Raw genomic sequence first — 23,777 nt, 5'->3', positions numbered from 1 at the left:
TATGTTGGGATTCCGAAAAGGGGCGCGATGCGCCCCCTATAGGGCTGAAAGCCAATGCAGGACTGGCAAAATCCCCAACCGGCACGACACAAAACAACCCATTTATGGCAATTTATGCCGTATTCAAGTTGTAATGCCTTACGGGCAAAGCTGCCAATTAAAGCAGATCAGATGGCTTATTCTGAGCTGCCACAATAAAGACTGCATAACATCAGTTATAATCATGAATAAAATCAAATTGCATACCCTATCGATCAATAATGCATTCACTCCGGTTTAAATTTTCATTAGCGCTTATCATCACCAGCATGAGCGCCGTCATCGTTGTCGGTATTATTGCCCAGTGGCGGGTGTCGACACGATTTGATCAGATGGCGATGGAACGCGCTTTTGAAAATTTTCAAGCGGATGTTACGGCCTATATTGCCTCTTACGGGTCTTGGAACGAGGCGCGACAGGTCGAACGGTTTGGCCAGTTTGTCAGACGCAAGCGCGCGTTAACAGGCGCGCTTCCTGATGAGCCGTTCTTTTCCGGGCCAGAAGACCGGATAGAGCCTGCCGGGCGGCGATTAAAGCCGCCGATGCCGGATGAGCCTGAGTGGGCTCCGCCGTTCCTGTTCATATTGCTCGATCCGCAGGGTAAGGTGTTACTGGGTGGCGGAAAATATGAAGATGGAGAATTTGTGCCGGTGTCGGCCCGTTTGGGAGTGACTCCCATTATGCTGGAAAATCAGGTGCTGGCATTGGCGATTCCACAGGGCAAGCCCAATTTATCTGCGATAGACCGGAATTATCTGGCGATAATCAGGGAAGCTCTGATCTATGCATTTGTTATTGCCGGCGCACTGGCGATTTTTCTCGGTTTTCTGTTCAGTAAACGCTTAAGCAAGTCGCTTCATGAACTGACAACGGCTATCAGAGCCATGAGCCAAGGGGAGCTCCGCCAAACGGTGACAGTGCATGGTAATGATGAAACAGCTATCCTTGCTGAAGCATTTAATCGTATGAGTGCCGATCTTGCCCATGCTTATGAGAAACTGAAGGAGTCCAACTGCACCATTAGCGAGCAGGCCTTGCTTTTAAAGGAGCTGAGTATTCGCGATGAATTGACTCAACTCTATAATCGCCGCTACTTTAATGAACAGGCGAATAAGCTTTTCAACCAGATGAAACGATATAAGCATCCATTGAGTTTTATGATTGGCGATATTGATCATTTTAAGCAGGTAAACGACAAGTTTTCTCACGCTATCGGTGATGAAGTGCTGAAAGCAGTTGCCGGTATATTGAATGACGGCATACGCGCAAGCGATGTTGTCGCCCGTTATGGCGGTGAAGAATTTGTCGTTATTTTTCCTGAAACGCCGTTGATGCAAGCAGTGGAACAATGCGAAAGACTGCGTAAAAAGATTGAAAATTTCCCTTGGTCAGCGATACATCCTGATCTACAGGTTACCATGAGCATAGGCCTGAATGGCGATCTTAGTTTTGACGGTTTTGAACAGATGCTGGCAGTAGCCGATAGTAATCTGTTTCAAGCAAAAGCCGGCGGCAGAAATCGGCTTTGTTATTAATCTTCTGTGGATTTGGAGCTTCACCAGAGGGTAAGGAAATCCGTGTAACCGCTTGTTTTCAGCAGTGAGGCTTGGCTTGCACCTTTTCGCTATCCAAATAGGTTTTGTCCGACGTAACCCCATAACAATAATCGATAATAAGGAACAAAATGAATAAGAAAATTTTAGTGATTATCGCGGCTTTATGCCTCGGCTTATCGGCATGCAGTGGTGAAAAGGATAAGGCAAACCTGGTTAAATCGGCTTACATTAATAACTGCATACAGCAGGAAAGTTCCACACGCCCTGCGGAACAGGCCAAATCTTATTGTGATTGCGCAGCTGATGCGGTGTTTAGCAACAGAGACATTTCCGATGAAACAAAAAGCCTGATGCCGACCATGAGCGATAAGGACAGCAAGATTTATCAACAAAGTGATATTGCAACGGTCAAGGGGCTGCTTATGGCCTGCTACACCAAAAAGTTTTATAAAAAATAAGCCGCGCCCGGTTAGCTTTACGTTATGCGATAAGGAAAATATGAATACCTATAGTTGGAATGCCAAGGATTATCAGAGAAACTCACAAGCCCAACAAAAATGGGCAAGGGAGCTTATTGCAAATCTGAATTTAACAGGCGCAGAAGACATTCTTGATTTGGGGTGCGGCGATGGCAAAGTAACGGCGGAAATCGCTGGCTTAGTAGGCGATGGCTCGGTGGTCGGCGTTGATAACTCAAGGCAGATGATAGACTTGGCAAAGGAAAAATATTCGCAAAACCAGCATGCTAATCTTTCGTTCCAAGTCATGGATGCGAGCGATTTGTCGTTTGAAGGCTGTTTTGACCTGGTTTTCTCAAATGCGGTGCTGCATTGGGTCAAAAATCATCAACCTGTCGTTGAGGGCTTATATAACAGCCTCAGGGCTGGAGGAAAGATTCTGCTGCGAATGGGCGGAAAAGGCGATGCCGAAGGGATACTTTCGGTTATGAACGAGGTTAGAGCGGCAAATAAATGGGCGCAGTATTTTACCGGCTTTGAATTCCCCTTTACTTTTCTGGGTGTCGATGACTATCAAGTGCTATTGAAAGAAGCCGGCTTTTCTATAAAGCGTGTTGAACTCATGCCAAAAGACATGACGCATGATGGAAAATCAGGGCTGGAAGGATGGATTCGGACAACATGGTTGCCTTATACGCTACGCATTCCAACAGAACAGAGGGAAGGTTTTATCGAAGAGGTTTGTTCGAAATATCTCGATAAAGTGCCGCTAGCAGCAGACGGTAAAGCGCATGTGGCTATGGTAATGATTGAAGTTGAAGCAGAAAAAATCACATAAGCAGGGGGCAAGTTGACGTTAGGCATCAGATGGGACAACCGTTGAAATTTAGCCAGTTCGGTTCCGATAATGGGCGGCTAATTATCTATTTTCATGGTGCGCCCGGCGCACTAGAAGAATGCGCCATTTTTGATATTTATGGAAAAGAAAATAGCTTAACGTTTATTTGTTTTGATCGGTTTTCTGTAGATGCTTCAATAGACGGTGAGGCGTATTACCAGTTTTTGGCAAAAGAGATTTTAAAGAAAGCCGCTGGGGAAAAAGTGGATGTCATTGGATTTTCAATTGGCGCTTTCATTGCACTACAGACATGCCGCTATATGGCCAATGAAGTTCAAAATCTGCATTTAGTCTCTGCTGCTGCGCCGCTAGAAGCGGGCGATTTTCTTAGCGCAATGGCAGGGAAGCACGTTTTTCAATTAGCAAAAGCATTTCCCGTCTTATTCGTTCTTTTATCTTATTGGCAAGGGGGGCTCGCTTTGCTTTTTCCCAATGCGTTATTTCGCTTGTTGTTTGCAAATACCGCTGGTGAGGATAAAGCATTGGTCGTCAACCGTGAGTTTCAAGTGAGCATCATTAAAACATTGAGGTCGTGCTTTATTGGTCGCGTCCAAGGCTACACAAGAGATATTAAGGCTTATGTGCATCCATGGAAAACCACGCTCCCTGAGATTTCCGTCAATACGCATATCTGGCACGGAGCAGAGGACAATTGGTCGCCAAAATTTATGGCTGAATATTTAGAATCGGCGATTCCGAGTTGCTCACATGTCGAAGTATTGGACGGTCTATCTCATTATTCATGCTTGTACGAAACAGCACCAAAGATATGCACTCAATTGAGCAAGGCCCAACAATAAGGCCAAGTGGAACGCGCCGGCTTGTAGGCGATAACATGGCCGCACTGGTTTCTCTGTTTATATTTAAGGCATTCTTAAAAAACACTGGAATACGGCTATTCGATTTATGTTTTTGAGTCTGATCTATGATCCTGGAAGTCGCTCTGTTGCAAGTCCGCCCCGGTCAATATGCCGAATTCGAGTCAGCCTTTGACAAGGCGCAAGCCATCATTTCTTCAATGCCGGGTTACGTCTCGCATGAACTACAGCGTTGCGTTGAGCGGGATGGCGAATACATCCTTCTGGTGCGCTGGCAAACCCTCAAAGACCATGAAGTGGGGTTTCGCCAGTCGTCGCAATATCAACAGTGGAAAGAGCTGCTTCATCATTTTTACGACCCATTTCCTACGGTGTTGCACTATGAGCCGGTAGCCGGCGCAAAGGCGTAGCGATGGACGGATGTTTCCGGCCTACAGGACTTCACATTTATTTCACAATATGATCCTGGGTATCTTTGTTGCCCAGGTTATCGACCCAGCTGATGGTGATTTTATCGCCGATGTTGCCGCCTTTTAGCATGAAAGCAAAGTAGGGGTCTTTGGAAACATTGGCGCCGATGTTGCCGCTAATAATCACGTTTTTATTATGTTTTACCGTTAGTTTCTGAATGAAATGCGCGGGGATTAATGAGTCGGTTTTGGCGTCCCGATTGCGTCCGTGTTCCATCGGGTGGGCTATCAGCATCCTGATTTGCGTCTTGCCGTCCATGCGTTTGCTGCGGATTTTAATGCTCGACATATTAAATCTCGCAGCCGCCAACGGTGACGATGACTTTCTCGCCGGCGCTGTAAAAGCCTTCACCGGTTTCTACGATGACCATGACGACCGAGGATTCGGCTAATTTCAAACGCGTCGAGACAAAAGGCTCCAGGTCTGGCGATAGCTCGAATTTGGCGGCCAAAGGTATCGGGTTTTTTTCGACCAGTATGGCGATGCTTTCAACATTGTTCAGGCTGCTGGTGACCGTGATCGGTACGGCTGCGCCATTTTCCGCAGTTTTCGGAATCTGGATGGCGATTTTGTCGGATGCGATGATGTCCTGGGCTTTGAACAGGCGCTTTAAGGTCTGTTGCAGTATCGAGGTATCGGGCAGCCATTCTGCGTTGGCGTCGGACGAGCCAAGCAGTCCGCCTGTGGCGATAAGCGAGTAACCGCCCAAAGCGACAGACTTCTTGATGAATGCCCTGCGGTTGTCGGTCATGAATGGCTGGTCCCGGCGTGATTTAAAGCGTTAATGATGAAATAAGGCCTGATAAGCCCTGGCAGATTGTTCCGGCTCGCGGTCGAATAGCCCGCCGATGACCGCCAGCAAATCGGCTCCTGCCGCCAGTAACTGGGGGGCGTTTTCCGGCAGAATGCCGCCTATCGCAACAATCGGGATAGTCAGCGTAAGTTTTGCTTGCCGCAGTGTTTCAATATCGGCAGGCGCTGCCAGCGGTTTTGACGAAGACGGGAAAAACCGCCCGAAAGCCGCATAGGTGGCGCCCTGCGTCTGGGCGGCGATAGCCAGTTCGACAAAGTTGTAGCAGGAAACGCCGATAATCGCGTCGTTGCCCAAGCGCTTTCTTGCCTGGGCCGCCGCGCCGTCTTCTCTGCCGAGATGGACGCCGTCAGCGCCTACCAGCGCCGCAAGTTCGATGTCGTCATTGATCAGCAACGGCACGTTATGCCGGTGGCAGAGTTTAACCAGTTCACGGGCAAGAAAGGGCGCGTCGATCGGGTTTTTGTCCCGGTATTGCACGATGGCCGCACCGCCTCTAATTGCCGCGGCAACGTCGTTAATGACGGCGTCGCCGGATTTGTTTTCGGTTTGGGTGATCGCGTAAAGTCCGCGCATAGGAAATTTAATCACTCGTCATCCATCCAGAAAAATCGATTGGGAATGTGTTGGCCTTGGCCCGGCAGGTAAGCCGTATTCAATGAATTCCAGGTGTATTCCTGGGCCTCGATGACCGCTTGCAACGGCTCCAGGCCGTGCGCGATCAATGCCGCAATGCTGGCGGCCAGCGTGCAGCCGGAGCCGTGATAGCTGAACGGCAACCTGTCCCAGGTGTAGGTTTCCCATCTGCGACGGTCATGGAACAGCTGGTTGCCGACCGAAGGCGTGTCTTCATGGCTGCCGGTAATCAGCACATAGTCGCAGCCTTTTTCCAGCAATGCCAGGCCGCAGTCGTTAAGATCGGGCAGTCCGGCCAGTTTGCGAGCCTCTTCGCTGTTCGGCGTCAACACGGTAGTGCAGGGCAGCAGCAAATCAATCACGGTTGCTATCAGCCGGTCGTTAGACAGCTCGGCACCGCCGCCTGCCGCCAGCACCGGGTCCAAAACCACAGGAATATCCGGGTGCTGTTTTAATACGGCATGAATCGCGGCGGCGGTTTCATGATGGCCGATCAAGCCGATTTTAAACGCCTTGACCGGGAGGTCGTCCAATAGGGTGTTGGCTTGGCTGATAATGGCTTCCGGGCTTTGCGGAAGCAGTTTTTTGACATTCCGGGTGTCCTGTTCGGTTAAGGCGGTGATCACGCTGGCGGCATGGCAGCGATGGCTGGCCAGGGTTTCAATGTCGGCCTGAACGCCCGCTCCTCCGCTGGGGTCATGGCCGGAAAATGAAAGCACAACGGGGCGGTTTACTGTCATGATGAAATTGTATAGTTGTTATGGAGTCGGTTTAAGCGGTCTTGGTTTTAGAAATCCTATCGGCATTATATAACGCCCTTAACAAATTATGTCGTCGGAGAGCGTCATTGGCATTAAGTTAAGCCGTTCGTGGTGAGCCCGGTCGAACCATGAATGGCTTAACGACTTGTGTTCCGCCCACCTCATTCGACAAGCTCATGACAGGCTTCGACAAGGCTCTCCTGAGCGTAGTCGAAGGGCTCAGGGCGAACGGAACAAGTCTAACTTAGGAGCATGCATAAATTAATTTAAGCAATCACCATGAAGCGCATGAAGGACATGAAGACTTAAATCCTTCATGTCCTTCATGCGCTTCATGGTTTAAAAATAAAATTTGCTCAAGTTATTTCATGCACGATCCTTAGTGACAGGGACGTTAGATGCAAAGCCGCTGTGTTATGCTTGTCTTTCAACAAAACAAGTGGCAAAACCAGTGCAGCTGACAGAAACAGAAAATCAAGCCTATTTCGATAAACACAAGGCCAGAGAGAAAGCCTGCGCCGCTTGGTTAAAACAGCAAGGCAAAGCCGTCCGCAAGCCTGTTTTATTGGCCGCTGCTGCGGGCATTGCCAACGGCTTGGGCGTAATTGGTCAATCGGCGGCGCTTGCCTTTATCCTGCAAGCCGTCATTATCGACAAACTACCGTGGACGTCTTTAATCACGCCGTTCATGGTGTTGGCCGCGGTTTTCATCCTGCGTAGCGTGTGCGTGTATTTGCATCAAACCTGGGGATTTGAGGCAGGGGCGCAAGTCAGGGCGTCGGTAAGACAACGATTGTTCGACCGGTTTTTAACGCTGGGGCCTGCCGCGATCAAGCAACGGCAAAGCGGCGAGCTGGCGGCCGTTACCTTGGAACAGGTCGATGCGCTGGAAAATTATTTTTCGCGTTATTTGCCGCAGCAAATGATAGTCGGGGTATTGCCGCTGATCATGATTGGCGTGGTCATGCCGGTCAACTGGGTGGTCGGGTTGATCTTTTTAGTGACCGGGCCGCTGGTGCCGGTTTTCATGGCCTTAGTCGGCATGGGGGCCGCCTCCGCAAATCGCAGCCAGTTTTTGGCGATGGCGAGAATGAGCGGTTATTTTCTCGATCGTTTGCAAGGGTTGGAGACATTAAAGCTGTTCGGCCAGGCTACCCGGGAGTTAACCAACATCAACAAGATCGCCGACGGTTTTCGGGAAAAAACGATGGCGGTATTGCGAATCGCGTTTTTGTCGTCGGCGATTCTTGAGTTTTTCAGTGCGGTAGCGGTTGCGCTGGTGGCCGTATATGTCGGGCTGGGCTTGTTGGGACTGGTTCATTTCGGCCCGGCCGAGCAGATTAGCTTAGGCGAATCGCTGTTCGTGCTGCTGCTGGCCCCCGAGTTTTTTATGCCGCTCAGGCAATTGGCGATCAATTACCATGACCGGGCTGCGGCTTTGGGTGCGGCTGATGCAATCCTGGCGATACTGGAGCAAGACGCCGAGGCGTCGAGTGATAGTGATTGTACGCTGGTTCCCAAGCTCCAGCTTGGGAACCCAGAGGGCGAAGCTCTCGGCAACCGCTCCTGCGTTGCTCTACCTCCTGCATCCATGCAAGTCGCAGCTTCGCGAGACGGGAAGCTGGAGCTTCTCTCACCTAGTTCCCAAGCTGGAGTTTGGGAACTAGCGAATCTCATCGAATTTAACAATGTCAGTAAATCTTACGGCAAGCGGCAGGTCTTAACCGGCATCAATCTGCGCATTGCAGCCGGTGAAAAAATTGCGTTGGTCGGCGAATCGGGCGCCGGAAAAACGACGCTTTTAAATCTGTTATTGGGTTTTGAGGCGTCAACCGAAGGCCGGGTATTGCTTAACGGCTTACCCGTTAACCGTGAGTGTGCCGCAAAAGCCATTGCCTGGGTGGGGCAAAACGCCTATATCTTCCACGGCACGATCAAAGACAATATCGCGCTGACCGACCCGGATGCATCAGAACAACGCGTTATTGATGCTGCGCAGGCGGCCGGAGTGACCGAATTCAGCGCGCAATTGCCGGAAGGCTTGCTGACCCCGATCGGCGAGCGGGGCTATGGCCTGTCAGGCGGGCAGGTGCAACGAATCGCGCTGGCCAGGGTGTTTTTAAAGAATGCCGACATTATCCTGCTTGATGAACCGACCGCCAATCTCGATGCCGCCAACAAAGCGCTGCTGTTGGATGTGATCGACCGATTGTTTGCCGATAAAACTCTGATCATCGCCAGCCATGACCCGGACGTGATTCAGCGAATGAACAGGCGGATAGCATTGCAGCAAGGGCGGCTGGTGTCATGAAAGATTTATGGTTTTTCCTGAAATTGTTCAAACCGCATAGCGGCTGGTTATCAGGCGGGATTATCCTGTCATTGCTGACCGCATTCGCTTCTGTCGCGTTACTGACACTGTCAGGCTGGTTTATCAGCGCTTCGGCGATTGCCGGATTGGTCGCTGTTGACGGCAATACGCTGGCTTTCAATTTTATGCTGCCCGCCGCGCAAATCCGCGCTCTGGCAATCACCCGCACCTTGGGTCGTTACGGCGAGCGGGTAGTCACCCATGAAGCGACTTTCCGAGTGTTGGCGGGCATACGCTGCTGGTTTTTCCGGCAGCTTATTCCGCTGGTTCCGGGTCGTTTGTCGACTATGCGTAGCGGCGATTTGCTGTCACGGATGACGGCGGATATTGACGCTTTGGACGCGCTTTATTTGCGATTGTTGGCCCCAGCCATTGTTGCGGCAATCGGCGTAACCGCCGTTACCGTCTTTTTGGCTTTTTATGCGCCGGTCATCAGTTTGGCTACCGGCTTGATGCTGGTGATTGCTTCGGTGTGGACGCCGTGGGTTTTTAACCGTCTAGGACGTGCAGGAGCGGAAGAAATCGTCGTATTGGCCGCAAACTTCAGGATTCGGCAGCTCGATATGATCCAAGGCTTGGCGGATTTGATCGCCAACCGGGCTTACGGGCGATTTAGCGATAAGCTCGGGCAGTTTTCCGATTTGATGATCGACATCCAGCGCCGGAACAACCGTTTGTCGGCGGTTTCATCGGCATTCACCTTATTGCTGTCGCAGGTGACATTATTGATGGCGCTGGTGCTTGCGGCGATTGCATTTCAAGACGGCCTGTTATCGGGAGCGGATTCCGCGTTGGTTGTCTTTTGCGTGACAGCGGCTTTCGAGCTGGTGACGCCGTTGCCGCAAGCCATGCAAATGCTGGCGAAAACCCAAAAAGCCGCGCGGCGTATCAGGCAGATTACAGAAATGCCGCCGACAATTATCCCACCAACTCAGGCAATAGCATTGCCGGACAGTTATGGTTTGCAGTTAAACGATGTGAGCTTTCGCTATTCGGATCAGCAGGACCGGGTGCTGAAAAACATCAACCTGACTATTCCGCAGGGCGGTAAAATCGCCATCGTCGGCCCTAGCGGCTCGGGCAAGACCACCTTGTTGCAGCTAATAATGCGTTACTACGATCCAGAGCAGGGCAGTGTGTTATTAGGCGGACAAAATATCAAGCAATTCGATTCCGATGAGTTGATGAGCTGTTTCGGCGTGTTGTCCCAGCGCAGCCAATTGTTTGCCGCGACTATTAAAGAAAACCTGTTGATTGCCAAACCGGACGCCTCGGCAACAGAATTGAATGCTGCGATTAAAGCCGCCGGACTGGAAAACTTTATCGCTTATCTACCGGAAGGTCTTGATACCTGGGTAGGCGAAAGCGGCGTGAAAGTGTCGGGAGGGGAAGCGCGGCGTATCGCCTTGGCGCGGCTTTATCTTAAGAATGCGCCGGTATTGGTCTTGGATGAACCGACCGAAGGCTTGGACGCCGATACGGAACGGGATGTATTCACAGCGTTGGCGGATTTTGCCAGGGACAAGACAGTGATCATGGTGACTCACCGTGAGGCCGGCTTAGGCTTAGTCGATGTGGTCTATGGCATGGAGCAGGGCGTTTTGCGGGAGCTGTAACTTTTTACTTTTACAGGGGGTATTTGACAAACAATACTCTCAAGAATATAGTCAATCGCACTATTTATCGGGTGATTAAAATGATTACAGCAAACGACTTAAAAACCAAAGGCATCGCCTGTTTAGAAGAGAGCCTTGCGAATCAGCCGGAAGCCGTTATAACCGTGCGCGGCAAAGAAAGCTTTGTGGTGATGAAAATCGAACATTACCATTATCTGCGCGAAATGGAACTGGAAGCAGCGCTATATGAGGCGCAACAGGATGTTACAGCGGGCCGGTTCAGCAAAGACAGCGTGGATCAACATGTAGCCGAACTATTCGCCGAATGAGCTACGCCTTAATCTTTACCGACAGCTATAAAAAACGCGCCAAGCGCTTTGCACGGCAACACCCCGAATTGAAAGAGCAATACCGCAAAACCTTGCTGTTGCTGGCCCAAAATCCTTACCATCCGTCACTGCGACTGCATCCTCTAAAAGGCAAGTTGGCGGCTTTGCATTCGGTATCGATCAATATCAGCTATCGGATAACCCTGGAAATGATCATCACCGAACAGGAAATTATTTTGGTTAATGTGGGTAGTCATGATGAGGTGTATCAAACATGAGCTGGTATGATTTGATAATACGAAGTATGGGGTTTATCTCCTCAAAAAACAAAAATGCACAAGGCAAGACCTGCCCCTTTATTTCCAGGCATCAAGATTTCTGGTTCAATTGAACTTGTAACTTGCAGAAAATAAAATATGACAACGCTTCATCAAACTATTAATTTTGAAATAATAGAAACAATTTTGGAGTTCAAGAAAACAGAAGATGTTCAATCAGATATTGATCATATTCCATTTGATCTTAATAATTTTACTGTTTCGAATCATGCAATTATTGACGTCGAAGGAAATAATAAAGCAAAAGGATTACATGAATTATTAATCAATTATCCTGTTGAAGATATAAGAAAATCATATGTATTTTATTTATATGGCAGGCATATTCTTACTCGTTACGAACCATCACAATCATACTTCGATTTATTAGTTCCGTAGATACGGGCATGCTGTTTATGCCCGACGCTCTCAAGCTTCAATAAGATGACGAATTTTGGGCTTAACCGCCGCCGTTCCATCTTCTGGCGTTAAAATGTCGGGCAACGAAAGCTGTCGCCCGCCTACATTAACTGAATGCTGCCGTTAAGGCCGCAGGGTTGGAGAGCTTTATCGGTTAAGTGTCGGGAGGGGTGGCGCGGCGTATCGCCTTGGCGCGGCTTTATCTTAAAAATGCGCCGGTATTAATCCTGGATGAACCGACCGAAGGCTTGGATGGTGATACGGAGCGGGATGTATTTACAGCGTTGCGGATTTTGCCAGGGATAAAACCGTGATCATGGTGACTCACCGAGAGGCCGGATTGGGTGGTCGATGTGGTTTATAGTATGGAACGGGGCGTTTTGTATGAATCGTACAAATAAATCGAAACAGGTTTCTACTTTTCGTCTTTAATTTCACTGTCTTCGGGGCAACCGTAATGTTTGGCAGTGTAAGACAATATCAAGATAGAACCGCTGAGTATGGCAATCGAGACGGTTATGCTAAGCAATAAATAAAGATGGAAAATATCCGCTACTTTTTGCACATCAATGACTAAATGGCGTGATAATGCAGTGATGGCGATATAAATCAGAAACTGTACCGGCAGCCGACGCGTTTTAAAATAAGTACCGACCATCGCGCCTAATTCAAGATAAATGAATAACAGCAGTATCTCTTCCAAACGAGCGTGCCCCGCCCGCATCATGTCCAAATAATCATGAACAGCTGACCAGACTATTGTGGCGCCGATGCCGAATAATGCGAGATAGTGAAAACTGTCGACCAGTATGTCGCCGAATTTATGAATCAGAATGGTTTTATTACGCATGAATAATCGTCCAATGAGGTTACCTTAAAACGGACGGGTTGTTGTGAACCCGTCCGCGATGCGTGCTTCTGCCGCCGCATTGTTAAAAGGCTGGAATTTAATTTATGAGCCGCTTTTTGCCGTTGCAATTCTGATCAATTCATCCACTTCGTCCGTTGTTGCTGCCGATTCTTCAGAGGGTGCGGAATATTCCGCAACTCCTGTAGCTATTTCAACAGCCAGGCCGGGTGCTTTAATACATTTTGAAATCTCATTTTTAATCTGCGCCGCGATTTCCTCGGCTTTTTTCAATGGAGAACCCGGCATCGCAATAAGAAAATCCTGTTCATCCATTCTTGCCGCAATATCGACGCCCGCCCTGATGTCTCCTTGAAAACAGTCGGCCACGTTGCGTAAGATGGCGTCCATTTCAAAAGCGGGTAAATTATTTTTAGCTTTAAAATCCTTTAAGCTGATAAAGAGAATGGAAAAAGGAAAACCGTTGCGTTTGGAGTTCTCGACTTTTTCCTTTAACCGTCCCAGCATCATGTCCTTGGTCATTAACTGGGTTAACGGGTCTAAGGGGATATGTTCTCTATCCCATGTTTCTTGAGCCTCCAGCCGCAGTACGTTGATAATGCCCAACGAGCAGGCCAGCAATAATCCAAGTATCCAGGTGAAATACCACATAGCAATCTCCTAATAAGCCGTATGATCGTTTTGTTGAATGTGTTCCAGCGTGATTTTGCCGCGCAATACACGGAATACCCAAGTGGTGTAAGCAACAACGATGGGTAAGAAAATTACCGTCACTCCGAACATGATTTTTAAGGTGGTGAGGCTGGAACTGGCGTCCCACACGGTTAAGGAACTGTTCAAAGCAGAGCTTGACGGAATCAGGAACGGAAACATCGATACGCCCGCCGTTAAAATAACCGAAGCCAAGGTTAATGAGCTGCTTATAAACGCCAGACCCGTGCGGTCGGCTTTTGACAGCACGATGGTTGCCGCTCCGGCGATAAAAGCCAGTGCAGGAATAACCCACAACATAGGGCAATGAGCATAGTTATCCAGCCATAATCCCGGTTCTTTAGAAACCATTTTTGTCAGCGGGTTGGACGGCGCGTTAGGGAGGATTTCAGTGGTGATATGGTAGCCGTCGATATTGGCAACCCAGATGCCCGCCACAGCAAAAACGGCCAGCGTTGTGATTGCAGAAACAGTGACTACTTTTTTACTGCGCCGGTTAATGTCGCCCTCGGTTTTTAGCTGCAAATAGACCGCACCGTGCATAACCAGCATCGATAAGCTCACCAATCCAGCAGCCAACGCGAAAGGGTTTAATAAGGCCCAGAACGAACCGGTATAAAAGATGCGCATATCGTTATCGAAGTGGAACGGCACGCCTTGCAACAAGTTGCCGAACGCCACGCCGAAAATCAGCGCCGGTACGAATCCGCCGACAAACAACGCAATATCCCAGTTGCTGCGCCATTTTGGGCTGGGCAGTTTGCTGCGGTAATCAAAGCCTATCGGTCTTAAGAATAACGCGAACAAGGTCAGCAGCAAGGCGAAATAAAATCCCGAAAACGCCACGGAATAGGCGAGAGGCCAAGCTGCAAACAACGCGCCGCCGCCGGTTACCAGCCAAATCTGGTTGCCTTCCCAGGTCGCTCCGATGGAATTGATAATCACGCGGCGTTCGGTGTCGTTTTTGCCTAAAAAGGGCAACAGGACCGCCACGCCCAGGTCAAAGCCGTCGGTAATGGCAAAGCCGATCAGTAACGCGCCTAACAAAGCCCACCAGATCAGGCGCAGGGTTTCATAATCGAAAATCATAGTGATGCTCCAGTGGCGATTTCAAAATGGTAACGGCCTTTATGCAGGCTGCTGGGGCCTAACTTGATAAACTTGAGCATCAGGAACATTTCGATGATCAAAAATACCGTATATAAGCCGATGTAGCCTGCCAGGCTCAGGTATATGTCCAGTTCGGTTAGGGATGATGTGCTCAAGAAGGTCGGTAAGATTTCCGCAATAGTCCAGGGTTGACGACCGAATTCGGCTACGAACCAACCCATTTCAGAGGCAATCCAGGGTAAGGGCATAATATAAAGGCTGGAACGCAACAGCCAGTTCTGCCTGCATTTACGAATCGAGCTGGCTATGACCGCAAAAATAAATATCGCCAGCATGATGAAGCCGCAAGCCACCATGATTCGGAAGGTCCAAAATAGAGGCACGACTCGGGGTATCGAATATTGCACCGCTTGTTCTATTTGCTGATCGGTCGCATCGACCACGTTTTCGGTATAGCGCTTGAGCAACAGGCCGTAACCCAGGTCCTGCTTGTAGTGGTCGAACTCGGCACGGACAATCGGGTCTTTGCTACCCTGTCTTAATTGTTGCAGCAATGAGTAGGCCTTGATGCCGTCACGAATGCGCTGGCGGTTTTTTTCCAGTATTTCCGACAAACCGGTAATCGGCTCATCGATGGAACGGGTTCCGATCAAGCCCAATACCCAGGGAATCTTTATTGCGTAATGGGTTTCCATCGTTTCCTGGTCGGGTATGCCGATGACGGTAAATGCGGCGGGCGGTTCTACAGTGTGCCATTCGGCTTCAATAGCCGCCAGTTTGGCTTTTTGCACTTCGCCGTCGGTATAGCCGCTTTCATCGCCCAACACGATGACCGACAGGATCGCAGCCAGGCCAAAACCGGCGGCGATGGTATAAGAGCGTTGCGCAAAAGCCGCATCGCGGCCCTTGAGCATGTAATAAGCGCTGATGCCCAGAACGAAAACGGAAGCCGTGGTGTAGCCTGCGGCAACGGTATGGACGAATTTAACCTGAGCGGCCGGGTTAAATAACAGATCGGCAAAGCTGGAAATTTCCATGCGCATGGTTTCATAGTTAAACTCCGCGCCGACCGGGTTTTGCATCCAACCGTTGGCGACCAGAATCCACAAGGCGGATAAGTTGGTTCCCAATGCAACCAGCCAGGTCACCAGCAAATGTTGTCCTTTGCCTAGCTTGTCCCAGCCAAAGAAAAACAGGCCGACAAAGGTGGATTCCAGGAAAAACGCCATCAAGCCTTCGATCGCAAGCGGCGCGCCGAAAATATCGCCGACATAATGCGAGAAATACGACCAGTTCATGCCGAATTGAAATTCCATGGTCAAGCCGGTGGTGACGCCCAGCGCGAAATTGATGCCGAACAGTTTCCCCCAGAACTGGGTCATATCCTTGTAAATTTCCTTGCCGGTCATCACATAGGTCGATTCCATAATCGCCAGTAGAAACGACAAGCCTAATGTCAACGGAACAAACAGAAAATGGTATAGAGAAGTTGCTGCAAACTGCCAGCGGGATAAATCAACCACGGCTTCTGAAATCATAAATTTCCCCTATGGGTTGCAGTTCTGTAGATCAGAACTTGAGATGAATGGCGTTGAAAACAAAGTAAACCAATGCAACTTGGATTAGAACAAATTACACTTGGAGAAACAATACAAACTTTAAGTTTGTTTTTACCCTAACAATTAATCTTGTGTGCTAAGATTGGGTTGTGTTATTGTCTATTAATGTTTCCTAATATACAAAGTTATTTTTTAAGTTTTTCGGTACTTTTGCCTGATCGGTTACGGTTTATTTTTGCTGCTCAGTTTGTACCGGTTAAAGGTTGCAGAGCACTCCAAGGCAATTGCAAAACACAAGGCATGCAGTAATAACATCGAATGAGGAGAGTATCATGGCGCGTATTGTAATTTTAGGTGCAGGCATTGGCGGCGTACCAATGGCCTACGAAATGAAGGAAACGGTAGGAAAAAATCATGATGTGATCGTGATTTCCGATACGCCGACCTTCCATTTTGTTCCGTCAAATCCCTGGGTTCCGCCCAAATGGCGTAAACCGGAGGACTTAAAGATTGAGTTGGCTCCGGTGATGAAAAAGAAAGGCATAGAATTCATCCAAAAAGCGGCGTCGAAAGTCGATCCGGTGAATAATCAGGTGCAGCTGGAAGATGGCTCAGCTGTTCCTTACGATTTCCTGGTCATTGCGACAGGGCCGCGTCTGGCCTTCGACGAAGTTCCCGGTTTAGGGCCGGACGGTTATACCTCATCGGTTTGTCATGTCGATCATGCGGCGGTTGCGGTCGGAGACTGGGAAAAGTTCATGGAAAATCCCGGCCCGATTGTGATCGGCGCGGTTCAGGGCGCATCCTGCTACGGCCCCGCGTATGAATATTTAATGATTCTCGAAGCGGAATTACGCAAAAAGAATATTCGCGACCAAGTGCCGATGACTTTTGTTACCGCAGAACCTTATATAGGCCATTTGGGCCTGGGCGGTGTCGGGGATACCAAAGGTATGCTGGAAAGCGCCTTGCGTGACAAGACCATCAAATGGATAACCAACGCCAAGGTCGACAAAATCGAGCCCGGCATGATGTTTGTTACTGAAGTCGATGATGACGGAAAAGACAAGAAAAAACATGAGCTGCCGTTTAAACATTCAATGATGTTGCCGGCTTTTACCGGCGTCGATGCGGTGCGCAATGTCGGCGTTGAAGGCTTGGTCAATCCGCGCGGTTTTGTTTTAGTCGATGAGCACCAGCGCAATCGTACCTTTAAAAATATCTATTCCGTCGGCGTTTGCATTGCGATACCGCCTATTGAACCGACGCCGGTACCGGTTGGCGCGCCGAAAACCGGCTATATGATCGAATCGATGGTGACCGCCACCGCGCATAATATTGCCGATGAATTGGCCGGCAAAGAGCCGACACACAAAGCAACGCTGAACGCTTTATGTCTGGCCGATTTTGGCGATTCCGGGGTGGCGTTTCTAGCCAAGCCGCAAATCCCACCGCGTAACGTCACCTGGTCGGCCGAAGGTAAATGGGTGCATCTGGCTAAAATCATTTTCGAGAAATATTTCATGCGTAAGATACGCAAAGGCATCAGTGAGCCTTTTTATGAAAGAGCAATGCTCAAATTAATAGGCGTAGTCCGGCTAAAAGGAAAGTAAGATGACTATTGAACGCGTGGTTTTCGCCGTTGCCGGCAGTTTTATTTTGATCAGTTTACTGCTGGCGCATTATCATTCGGAATTATGGTTATGGTTCACCGCTTTTGTCGGCGCTAACCTGTTGCAATCGGCATTTACGGGATTTTGCCCGATGGCAATCATACTTAAAAAATTGGGTGTTAAGCCGGGCAGTGCATTCTGATTGCGGATAGTTTATTTTCACCACGAAGGCACGAAGAAAAACAGGTTACCAATTTATAGAGGGACATCAGGTTAGGCCCCACTTTTGTCCATCCTTAAATAGGAAGCGAAAAACATAATCCTTCGTGCTCTCGGCAATTGCTCCATGCATTGCTCTACCTCCTGCATCCATGCAAGTCGTTCGTGCTCTTCGTGGTGAATAAAAAACCTTAATGGGTATTGTGTTAAACCTGGCACAGGTAAGTGAAGATTATGCTTAAAGACATTAAAAACAAACTGGCATTAACTCTATTACCGATAATCATGCTATCGAACGGTTCAGCCCTGGCGGAGCTGTCGTCTCAAAAAACTGCCGATAAAGTAGCGCAGGAAAAATCAGTCGCCCAATCCTTTACGCTGGATCAGGCTATTGATTACGCCTTATCCAACAACCCTGACCTGCAAATCGCCACGGAACGCATCGGCCAAGCAGAAGCCCAATTAGGCGTAGCCCTGTCGGCGTTTTATCCGCAAGTTATCGCCAAAGTCGGCTATGAGCATTCCAATAATCCCGCACAAGTCTTTTCGATGATTGTGGCGCAAAGGCAATACAGCGCCGATCAAAACATCAACAATCCCGGATACCGGCAAAATTTCCGCCCAGAAATCATAGGAAAATTGTCGCTGTTTCGCGGCGGGCAGGATTATCAGAACAGTAAAGCGGCGGAGCTGGGCATAGACGCTGCTGAATTCGAGCGCTCAACCGTGCGCAATGCGTTGATTGAAGCCGTAAGCGCTTCATATTACGCCTACTTGGCCGCGCAGGAAGCGCATAAAGTCGCCCAGGATTCCATTTTGGCAATCGCCAGTGAGCTAAAGCAGACAAAATTGAGGTACGAGGCGGGAACCGTACTTAAATCCGATGTTTTATCGCTGGAAGTGCAGCTGGCTGAGGCGCAGAGCGCCGAGATCAGGGCAGCCAACGGCATCGAGCTGTCCAAAACCGGCATCGCCACCTTGCTCGGTCTGCCAACGGATCAAGCGTTTACGGTTGCGCCCGCATCTTCAAAATTACCGGAACCGAAACTGACAACATCGTTTAACGACCTGCTTGGACTCGCAATGACCCAACGCCCGGAAGTTAAAGCGGCCGCCAATCAGGTAGAAATAGCTCAGGCCAAGTTAAAAAGCGAGCAGGGCGCTTATCTGCCTAAAGCCGATGCTTATGTGAGTTACGGCCAAGATAGCCAAAATCCCGGTTTTTCCAGCGACAAAGACAATGTCACCGCCGGAGTCAGCGTTGAAATGGCTTTGTTTTCCGGGTTGGAAACCAAAAACCGCGTCAGCGCTGCGGAACGTAAAGCCGCAGAAGCCCGTGAAACCGAGCGAAAAACCAAGCTGGCTGTTGAACAGGAAGTGAAGATAGCTCATTTAAAACTTGAAGAAGCCTTGGCGCGTTTGCGCGTCACCGAAGCATCCGTGCTGGCTGCTAACGAAGCCTTAAGGCTCGTTAATGAGGAAAGGCGGGCAGAAACAGTCACCGTCACCCGCTATATCGAAGCTGAAGTTGCCAGGAATAAAGCTCACGCCAATACGATTGCAGCGCATTACGATGCTTTGAGTGCTGAGGCTGCATTGAAAAAAGCTGTCGGCGACTGGAAATAAAGGAAATCTCATGTCACACATCGAATTCAAAAATACCAATAAAATCGTCACTATTTCCGCCGCCGTTTTTGCTTTGATCCTATTGTTGCTTTATATGCAAGGCAGTTTTGTCGGTAAAGTGTCGCCCGGATCAAGTCCGTTGCCCGGCGATTCAAACGCCCAAATAAGCACGGCTGTAGTCGAAAAGAAGCAGGTTGACGATATTCTTGCCTGGCCCGGCACGGTAAAGTCGAGAACCGTTGCCAATATCGCCCCTAAAATGACGGCCCGGATTATCGAGATTAAGGTCCATGCGGGCGACAAAGTCAAAAAAGGCGATGTTATCGCCCGTCTTGACGAACGTGACGTTAAGGCACAGGAAAATGCAGCTCTGGCCGCGCTGGCCGGAGCCAACGCCCAGGCCAACCGCGCCCAAGCAGACGAACAACGCACCCGCAGCCTATACAGCAAAGAGGCGGCAACCCGAGAAAACTTTGATGCGGTAGTCGCCAGGGCAAAAGAGGCGCAAGCCGGTGCAAATCAGGCATCAAGTGCTGTAACGGAAATCAGGAGCCATCTGGCCGATACGCTGTTAGTCGCTCCTTTTGACGGCGTTATCGTTAAGCGCCTTAAAGAACCCGGCGACATGGGGCTGCCCGGCGTACCCGTAGTCACTTTGCAGATACCGGAAGAATTAAGGCTTGAAGCCGGCGTGCCCAGCACTTGCGCCGGACGTTACAGCATCGGCATGAACGTCAACGTGCGTATCGATACCCTGGATTTAACAACAAGTGCGCAAATTGACGAGATCAGTCCCGAAGTCGACCCGCAAACCCGCACCCAGCTGATCAAAATTGCGCTGCCTGCCATCGAAGGCCTGCAACCGGGATATTTCGGCTGGCTGGAACAAGCCTGCGGTCAACATGAAGCCTTATTGATCCCTGCCGGTGCAGTGCAACACATCGGCCAGCTGGAAGTCGTCAAAGTCTTATCGGAAGGTCGACAACAGATGCGCCACATCAGAACCGGCAAAGCCTTCGACGATCAAATTGAAGTCATTTCCGGTTTGCATACCGGCGAGACCGTCCTAACTGATCCGCAGCAGGCGCAATAATGGACGAGCTGCAAAACCAAAATCCCAAGCGTGGATTGACGACCAAGATTGTCGAAATCTTTACCACCTCCCAGCTGTCGATACTGTTCCTGATTATTTCTTTGTTGGCCGGAGCGGCGGCGCTAATCCTGACGCCACGCGAAGAAGACCCGCAGATTGTCGTGCCGGTTATGGATGTGCTGGTCGAATATCCGGGCGCGTCCAGCGAGGAAGTTGAAAAGCTGGTGTCCACGCCGCTGGAGGTTCTGCTCAAACAGCTTGAAGGCGTGGAATATGTCTATTCCATTTCCAGGCCCGGTGCGGCGGTCGTTACCGTGCGTTATTTCGTCGGCCAATCTTTTGAAGACAGCTTGGTCAAGACCTGGGACAGGCTGATGTCCAACCAGAACCTGATTCCTCCGGGTGTAACGCACTGGAAAGTGTCGCCGGTCGAAATCGATAACGTGCCTATCGTGTTGCTGACGCTTTCCGCGCAGAACAATAATTACGATTCGATGGCCTTGCGGCGTATCGCCGACGAGCTGATTACTTCCCTTAGGAGCGTCGGCGATGTCGGTAAAAGCTGGGTTGTCGGCGGCGAACAGCGGCGGGTATCGATTTACGCCAATCCCGCCGCACTGGCCGCGCATGATGTGACATTGCTTGAAATAACCCAAGCCCTGGCCGATGCCAACGTGAATCTGCAAGTCGGCAGCATCGAACGCGGCAACCGTGAAATTCTGCTGGAAGCCGGGCCGCATTTTGAGTCATCGGACGAAGTGGGCGCGACCGTCATCAAGAGCGTTGCAGGACGCCCTGTTTACCTGCGCGATGTGGCGCGCATTGAAGACGGCCCGGCCGATGTCGATCATTACACCCGCATCGGCTTTGGCCCTGCCGTCGATGCTTTGCCCACGGTTGGCAAGGCTACCGGCAACAAGCCGCAAGCCGGGCAAGAGCGGCAGATGGTCACCATTGCCGTCGCCAAGCGTAAAGGCAGCAATGCCGTCGATGTCGCCGAAGCCGTTATCGCCACGGCGGAAAAGCTGCACGGTACGCTGATCCCCGAAGATGTCTTGATGAGCATCAGCCGCGATTACGGCGAAACCGCCAACCATAAAGTCAACGAACTGGTTAAGCATTTGAGTTTCGCGATCGTGATTATCGTGGTGCTGCTGGCTTTTTCGCTGGGGCTTAAAGAGTCGTTCATCGTGTCCATCGCCGTACCGATGACCCTGGCGCTGACTTTGTTGCTGGACTATCTCTCCGGTTACACAATCAACCGCGTCACCTTGTTTGCGTTGATCCTGTCGCTGGGCCTGCTGGTGGACGACCCGATAGTCGATGTCGAAAACATCCACAGGCACTATAAACTGCGGAAGGAATCGCCGCTGCAAGCGTTGTTGACGGCGGTCGACGAAGTCAGGCCGCCGACCATTCTGGCGACTTTCACGGTGATCGTGTCGTTCCTGCCGATGTTTTTCATCACCGGCATGATGGGGCCGTACATGGCGCCGATGGCTTTCAACGTGCCGATAGCGATGATCGTTTCGTTGATCGTCGCCTTTACCGTGACGCCGTGGGCGAGTTTCAAGCTGCTGCAAAGCGAATATCACAGTCACAGCGACGAAGCGCCGTTGGAGCTTAAACAGACTTTCATCTACCGGACTTACCGCGCCGCACTCGGGCCTTTGCTTGAAACCTCGGGGCGTGCCAAATTATTTTTGCTGATTGTGCTGGTGGCTTTTGTGGCTTCGACCCTGCTGGCGGTTACCCGAGCCGTTCCGCTCAAGTTATTGCCGTTCGACAATAAAAACGAGCTGCAAATCATGATCGACATGCCGCGCGGCTCGACGCTGGAGCAGACCGATGAAGTCGCGCGCGCCCTGGGCAGTTATCTTGCGACCGTCAACGAAGTCACCGATTATCAAACCTACACCGGTCTTGCCGCGCCGATGGACTTTAACGGCATGGTTCGCCACTATTATTTGCGTAGCGGCGGTTACGTCGGCGAGGTCAGGATCAATTTGTTGGCTAAAGACCGGCGCGAACAGCAGTCGCACGAAATCGCGTTGCGCATACGGCCCGAAATAGAGCGGATCGGTAAACAATACGGCGCAAACCTCAAGATTACAGAAATTCCACCGGGGCCGCCGGTGCTTTCCGATCTGGTCGCCGAAGTCTACGGCCCGCCTGAAGCCAGTATTGACAGCTTGATCGCGGTCTCCAAACGGGTCAGGGCCGATATGGAAAAAACCGAAGGCGTGGTCGATGTCGATGATTTTTCCGAAGCGCAGCACGACAAGATGCATTTTCACCTGGACCGTGAAAAAGCCGCGCTATCCGGCATCAGCGTCGAGCAAGTTGCCCAAACCTTGCGCATCGCCGCCGCAGGCCGGAACGTCGGCATCGTTCATTTGGACAGCGAACGCCAACCGCTGGAAATCACCCTGCAACTGCCCCGCGCACTACGCTCGTCTGTCGCCGATTTACTGGCGTTGCGCGTTAAAACCGGACAGGGCGCTTTGATACCGTTAAGCGAAATAGGCAGCGCCAGTATCGAACACGAAGACCCGGTTATTTTCCACAAGAACCTGCAACGGGTGAATTACGTGATTGCCGGAATGGCCGGACGCAGCCCCGTGGAAGCGGTTTTCGATTTGAATGACGTGCTCGACGAACGCCCGTTGCCGGAAGGCTATACAGCCGAATTGGCGGGCGAGGGCGAATGGAAAATCACCGTCGATGTGTTTCGCGATCTTGGCTTGGCTTTTGCGGCCGCGTTGGTGATGATCTATGTGCTGCTGGTCGGGCAAACCGGATCGCTGAGCGTACCGCTGGTGATGATGATCGCCATTCCGCTGACCGTGATCGGCATCATGCCCGGTTTCTGGCTGCTTAACCTATTTGCTGCGCCTGTTGCCGGTTACCCGAACCCGATTTATTTTACCGCCACCGCGATGATCGGCATGATTGCGTTGGCGGGGATCGTGGTGCGCAATTCGATTATCCTGATCGATTTTATCGAACGTATTCGCGCCCGTGCCGATGTGACGCTGGCGGAAGCCCTGATTGAAGCCGGCGCGATACGCTTGCGTCCGATATTTTTGACTGCCGGGGCGGCCATGTTCGGTGCGTTTGTGATTATCTTCGATCCGATCTTTTCCGGGCTGGCATGGAGTTTTATCTTCGGTATTTTTGCGTCGACTTTGTTTTCGTTGCTGGTGATTCCGGCGGTTTATTTTTTGATTAACAAAGAAACAAGTGTGTAGTTTGTAAAATCGCGCACAGACGACTCGGATTTGAGTGGTGGAAAGGCGAAAGACGAAGGGCGAAGGGCGAAAGGCGAAGGGCGAAGGGCAAAAAAAGCTTGCATTTAAGTTTAAGGGGGATTTCAATTTTTAGCCTTTAGCCTTTAGCCTTTAGCCTTTAGCCTTTAGCCTTTAGCCTTTAGCCTTTAGCCTTTAGCCTTTAGCCTTTAGCCTTTAGCCTTTAGCC

General features: G+C 50.4%; 24 protein-coding genes and 1 pseudogene. 17 read left to right on the top strand and 8 right to left on the bottom strand.

Annotation, left to right across the window (positions count from 1 at the left end; translation table 11 throughout):
- Positions 1–44: 44 nt before the first annotated feature.
- From B0F88_RS20000 to B0F88_RS10750, 6 genes and pseudogenes are all read left to right on the top strand, one after another.
- Positions 45–198, top strand: a pseudogene (locus B0F88_RS20000) (IS701 family transposase); the annotation flags it as partial.
- 110 nt (positions 199–308) lie between these two features.
- Positions 309–1,574, top strand: coding sequence for a GGDEF domain-containing protein (locus B0F88_RS10770; RefSeq protein WP_181049884.1), 1,266 nt, complete (start codon positions 309–311; stop codon positions 1,572–1,574).
- Positions 1,575–1,723: 149 nt separating this feature from the next.
- Positions 1,724–2,053 carry a hypothetical protein gene (locus tag B0F88_RS10765; RefSeq protein WP_104423945.1) on the top strand — a complete coding sequence of 110 codons (330 nt, stop codon included), beginning with the start codon at positions 1,724–1,726 and terminating at the stop codon, positions 2,051–2,053.
- A gap of 40 nt (positions 2,054–2,093) precedes the next feature.
- Complete coding sequence (locus tag B0F88_RS10760; RefSeq protein ID WP_104423944.1) at positions 2,094–2,891, top strand: methyltransferase domain-containing protein; 798 nt, start codon at positions 2,094–2,096, stop codon at positions 2,889–2,891.
- Between the two features lie 29 nt (positions 2,892–2,920).
- Entirely contained in the window at positions 2,921–3,751 is an 831-nt protein-coding gene (locus B0F88_RS10755; protein ID WP_258076620.1) for an alpha/beta fold hydrolase, read from the top strand.
- Between the two features lie 125 nt (positions 3,752–3,876).
- Complete coding sequence (locus B0F88_RS10750) at positions 3,877–4,179, top strand: antibiotic biosynthesis monooxygenase family protein (protein WP_104423943.1); 303 nt, start codon at positions 3,877–3,879, stop codon at positions 4,177–4,179.
- 37 nt (positions 4,180–4,216) lie between these two features.
- Here B0F88_RS10750 and soxZ read toward each other — a convergent pair whose 3' ends face one another.
- Genes soxZ through thiD form a run of 4 tightly spaced genes read right to left on the bottom strand, consistent with a single transcriptional unit; the run spans position 4,217 to position 6,427 of the window.
- Positions 4,217–4,528, bottom strand: a complete 312-nt coding sequence (gene soxZ, locus B0F88_RS10745) for a thiosulfate oxidation carrier complex protein SoxZ (RefSeq protein ID WP_104423942.1) — start codon at positions 4,526–4,528, stop codon at positions 4,217–4,219.
- Between the two features lies 1 nt (position 4,529).
- Entirely contained in the window at positions 4,530–4,991 is a 462-nt protein-coding gene (gene soxY, locus B0F88_RS10740; RefSeq protein ID WP_104423941.1) for a thiosulfate oxidation carrier protein SoxY, read from the bottom strand.
- A 30-nt stretch (positions 4,992–5,021) separates the two neighbouring features.
- A complete protein-coding gene (gene thiE, locus B0F88_RS10735; RefSeq protein WP_104424079.1) occupies positions 5,022–5,639 on the bottom strand; it encodes a thiamine phosphate synthase in 618 nt (205 codons plus the stop codon).
- Positions 5,639–6,427, bottom strand: coding sequence for a bifunctional hydroxymethylpyrimidine kinase/phosphomethylpyrimidine kinase (thiD, locus tag B0F88_RS10730; RefSeq protein WP_104423940.1), 789 nt, complete (start codon positions 6,425–6,427; stop codon positions 5,639–5,641). The genes thiE and thiD overlap by 1 nt, the downstream gene beginning before the upstream one ends.
- Before the next feature lie 472 nt (positions 6,428–6,899).
- On the opposite strand from thiD, the gene cydD reads away from it, so the two are divergent.
- The 6 genes from cydD (at position 6,900) to B0F88_RS10700 (ending at position 11,815) form a co-directional block, all read left to right on the top strand.
- Positions 6,900–8,759 (top strand): thiol reductant ABC exporter subunit CydD, encoded by a 1,860-nt coding sequence (cydD, locus tag B0F88_RS10725; protein WP_181049883.1) that lies wholly within the window; start codon positions 6,900–6,902, stop codon positions 8,757–8,759.
- Positions 8,756–10,435: a thiol reductant ABC exporter subunit CydC gene (gene cydC / locus B0F88_RS10720; RefSeq protein WP_104423938.1), complete on the top strand. Its 1,680-nt coding sequence runs from the start codon at positions 8,756–8,758 to the stop codon at positions 10,433–10,435. The genes cydD and cydC overlap by 4 nt, the downstream gene beginning before the upstream one ends.
- Positions 10,436–10,515: 80 nt before the next feature.
- Positions 10,516–10,764, top strand: coding sequence for a prevent-host-death protein (locus tag B0F88_RS10715; RefSeq protein ID WP_104423937.1), 249 nt, complete (start codon positions 10,516–10,518; stop codon positions 10,762–10,764).
- Complete coding sequence (locus B0F88_RS10710; protein ID WP_104423936.1) at positions 10,761–11,042, top strand: type II toxin-antitoxin system RelE/ParE family toxin; 282 nt, start codon at positions 10,761–10,763, stop codon at positions 11,040–11,042. The genes B0F88_RS10715 and B0F88_RS10710 overlap by 4 nt, the downstream gene beginning before the upstream one ends.
- A 138-nt stretch (positions 11,043–11,180) precedes the next feature.
- Positions 11,181–11,480 carry a hypothetical protein gene (locus tag B0F88_RS10705; RefSeq protein WP_104423935.1) on the top strand — a complete coding sequence of 100 codons (300 nt, stop codon included), beginning with the start codon at positions 11,181–11,183 and terminating at the stop codon, positions 11,478–11,480.
- 191 nt (positions 11,481–11,671) lie between these two features.
- Complete coding sequence (locus B0F88_RS10700) at positions 11,672–11,815, top strand: hypothetical protein (RefSeq protein ID WP_219820831.1); 144 nt, start codon at positions 11,672–11,674, stop codon at positions 11,813–11,815.
- A gap of 101 nt (positions 11,816–11,916) precedes the next feature.
- On the opposite strand, the gene B0F88_RS10695 is transcribed toward B0F88_RS10700, so the two are convergent.
- The 4 genes from B0F88_RS10695 to B0F88_RS10680 form a co-directional block, all read right to left on the bottom strand.
- Positions 11,917–12,351, bottom strand: a complete 435-nt coding sequence (locus tag B0F88_RS10695; protein ID WP_104423933.1) for a phosphate-starvation-inducible protein PsiE — start codon at positions 12,349–12,351, stop codon at positions 11,917–11,919.
- 102 nt (positions 12,352–12,453) lie between these two features.
- Positions 12,454–13,020, bottom strand: coding sequence for a cytochrome bd-I oxidase subunit CydX (cydX, locus tag B0F88_RS19360; protein ID WP_104424078.1), 567 nt, complete (start codon positions 13,018–13,020; stop codon positions 12,454–12,456).
- A 9-nt stretch (positions 13,021–13,029) separates the two neighbouring features.
- The gene (cydB, locus tag B0F88_RS10685) at positions 13,030–14,169 is read right to left on the bottom strand and encodes a cytochrome d ubiquinol oxidase subunit II (protein ID WP_308472031.1); all 1,140 of its coding nucleotides are present in this window, start codon (positions 14,167–14,169) and stop codon (positions 13,030–13,032) included.
- The gene (locus tag B0F88_RS10680; RefSeq protein WP_104423931.1) at positions 14,166–15,728 is read right to left on the bottom strand and encodes a cytochrome ubiquinol oxidase subunit I; all 1,563 of its coding nucleotides are present in this window, start codon (positions 15,726–15,728) and stop codon (positions 14,166–14,168) included. The genes cydB and B0F88_RS10680 overlap by 4 nt, the downstream gene beginning before the upstream one ends.
- A 353-nt stretch (positions 15,729–16,081) precedes the next feature.
- Here B0F88_RS10680 and B0F88_RS10675 point away from each other — a divergent pair, with 353 nt between their 5' ends.
- From B0F88_RS10675 to B0F88_RS10655, 5 genes are all read left to right on the top strand, one after another.
- Entirely contained in the window at positions 16,082–17,362 is a 1,281-nt protein-coding gene (locus tag B0F88_RS10675; protein ID WP_104423930.1) for an NAD(P)/FAD-dependent oxidoreductase, read from the top strand.
- A gap of 1 nt (position 17,363) precedes the next feature.
- Positions 17,364–17,564, top strand: a complete 201-nt coding sequence (locus tag B0F88_RS10670) for a YgaP family membrane protein (RefSeq protein WP_104423929.1) — start codon at positions 17,364–17,366, stop codon at positions 17,562–17,564.
- Positions 17,565–17,815: 251 nt separating this feature from the next.
- Complete coding sequence (locus B0F88_RS10665) at positions 17,816–19,207, top strand: TolC family protein (RefSeq protein WP_104423928.1); 1,392 nt, start codon at positions 17,816–17,818, stop codon at positions 19,205–19,207.
- 10 nt (positions 19,208–19,217) lie between these two features.
- A complete protein-coding gene (locus tag B0F88_RS10660; RefSeq protein ID WP_104423927.1) occupies positions 19,218–20,300 on the top strand; it encodes an efflux RND transporter periplasmic adaptor subunit in 1,083 nt (360 codons plus the stop codon).
- Entirely contained in the window at positions 20,300–23,551 is a 3,252-nt protein-coding gene (locus B0F88_RS10655; RefSeq protein WP_181049882.1) for an efflux RND transporter permease subunit, read from the top strand. The genes B0F88_RS10660 and B0F88_RS10655 overlap by 1 nt, the downstream gene beginning before the upstream one ends.
- The last annotated feature ends 226 nt before the right edge of the window (positions 23,552–23,777 follow it).

The sequence above is a fragment of the Methylobacter tundripaludum genome, from assembly GCF_002934365.1.
Lineage (GTDB): Bacteria > Pseudomonadota > Gammaproteobacteria > Methylococcales > Methylomonadaceae > Methylobacter_A > Methylobacter_A tundripaludum_A.
The sequence above is the reverse complement of the archived record's forward strand: the minus strand, read 5'-3'. Positions and strand labels throughout refer to the sequence as shown.

Excerpts from the sequence above, each read along its gene's own strand:
- B0F88_RS10710 (WP_104423936.1), top strand. The coding sequence starts at position 10,761 with ATGAGCTACGCCTTAATCTTTACCGACAGCTATAAAAAACGCGCCAAG.
- B0F88_RS10670 (WP_104423929.1), top strand. The coding sequence starts at position 17,364 with ATGACTATTGAACGCGTGGTTTTCGCCGTTGCCGGCAGTTTTATTTTG.
- B0F88_RS10765 (WP_104423945.1), top strand. The coding sequence starts at position 1,724 with ATGAATAAGAAAATTTTAGTGATTATCGCGGCTTTATGCCTCGGCTTA.
- cydX (WP_104424078.1), bottom strand. The coding sequence starts at position 13,020 with ATGTGGTATTTCACCTGGATACTTGGATTATTGCTGGCCTGCTCGTTG.
- thiD (WP_104423940.1), bottom strand. The coding sequence starts at position 6,427 with ATGACAGTAAACCGCCCCGTTGTGCTTTCATTTTCCGGCCATGACCCC.
- B0F88_RS10680 (WP_104423931.1), bottom strand. The coding sequence starts at position 15,728 with ATGATTTCAGAAGCCGTGGTTGATTTATCCCGCTGGCAGTTTGCAGCA.
- B0F88_RS10715 (WP_104423937.1), top strand. The coding sequence starts at position 10,516 with ATGATTACAGCAAACGACTTAAAAACCAAAGGCATCGCCTGTTTAGAA.
- B0F88_RS10660 (WP_104423927.1), top strand. The coding sequence starts at position 19,218 with ATGTCACACATCGAATTCAAAAATACCAATAAAATCGTCACTATTTCC.
- B0F88_RS10655 (WP_181049882.1), top strand. The coding sequence starts at position 20,300 with ATGGACGAGCTGCAAAACCAAAATCCCAAGCGTGGATTGACGACCAAG.
- B0F88_RS10665 (WP_104423928.1), top strand. The coding sequence starts at position 17,816 with ATGCTTAAAGACATTAAAAACAAACTGGCATTAACTCTATTACCGATA.
- B0F88_RS10760 (WP_104423944.1), top strand. The coding sequence starts at position 2,094 with ATGAATACCTATAGTTGGAATGCCAAGGATTATCAGAGAAACTCACAA.
- cydC (WP_104423938.1), top strand. The coding sequence starts at position 8,756 with ATGAAAGATTTATGGTTTTTCCTGAAATTGTTCAAACCGCATAGCGGC.
- B0F88_RS10675 (WP_104423930.1), top strand. The coding sequence starts at position 16,082 with ATGGCGCGTATTGTAATTTTAGGTGCAGGCATTGGCGGCGTACCAATG.
- B0F88_RS10770 (WP_181049884.1), top strand. The coding sequence starts at position 309 with ATGAGCGCCGTCATCGTTGTCGGTATTATTGCCCAGTGGCGGGTGTCG.
- B0F88_RS10755 (WP_258076620.1), top strand. The coding sequence starts at position 2,921 with ATGGGACAACCGTTGAAATTTAGCCAGTTCGGTTCCGATAATGGGCGG.
- B0F88_RS10695 (WP_104423933.1), bottom strand. The coding sequence starts at position 12,351 with ATGCGTAATAAAACCATTCTGATTCATAAATTCGGCGACATACTGGTC.
- soxY (WP_104423941.1), bottom strand. The coding sequence starts at position 4,991 with ATGACCGACAACCGCAGGGCATTCATCAAGAAGTCTGTCGCTTTGGGC.
- B0F88_RS10705 (WP_104423935.1), top strand. The coding sequence starts at position 11,181 with ATGACAACGCTTCATCAAACTATTAATTTTGAAATAATAGAAACAATT.
- B0F88_RS10750 (WP_104423943.1), top strand. The coding sequence starts at position 3,877 with ATGATCCTGGAAGTCGCTCTGTTGCAAGTCCGCCCCGGTCAATATGCC.
- soxZ (WP_104423942.1), bottom strand. The coding sequence starts at position 4,528 with ATGTCGAGCATTAAAATCCGCAGCAAACGCATGGACGGCAAGACGCAA.
- cydB (WP_308472031.1), bottom strand. The coding sequence starts at position 14,169 with ATGATTTTCGATTATGAAACCCTGCGCCTGATCTGGTGGGCTTTGTTA.